Annotated in this window: 1 protein-coding gene; it reads right to left on the reverse strand. The window is 59.0% G+C overall.

What is annotated here, in order from left to right:
* On the reverse strand, nucleotides 1-317 hold a 317-nt coding region (locus ACO0K8_RS22340), incomplete at both ends, for a hypothetical protein (protein WP_422948855.1).

Consider the following 317-nt stretch of genomic DNA (forward strand, 5'->3'; position numbering starts at 1 on the left):
AAGACATGGCTTTGCGGAGTCGTGCCGTCGGTGATCGTCAGCGTATCACCTGCTTTAGCCGTACCTGGCAAGGCGACTGTGACTGCCACTGTCGTTGCTGCGCCCAGTTCTGTTTTACTGATCAGGCCGTCGTTGTTGCTGTCGGTCGTGATGGTAATCGTTGGCGCTGCTGTGGCCGTTGTGTCTAAAGTCGCACTGTCTATGCCTGGGGCGGAGACATTGCCAGCCTGGTCGGTGACGGTAGCGCTGACGGACAAGGTCGCGCCTTCAGCCGGTTTCGCAACCGTGCTGCTGTAGGTGCCCGCTGTGATTTCTGC

The sequence above is a fragment of the Undibacterium sp. Ren11W genome, from assembly GCF_049340485.1.
Classification (GTDB): Bacteria; Pseudomonadota; Gammaproteobacteria; order Burkholderiales; family Burkholderiaceae_D; genus Undibacterium.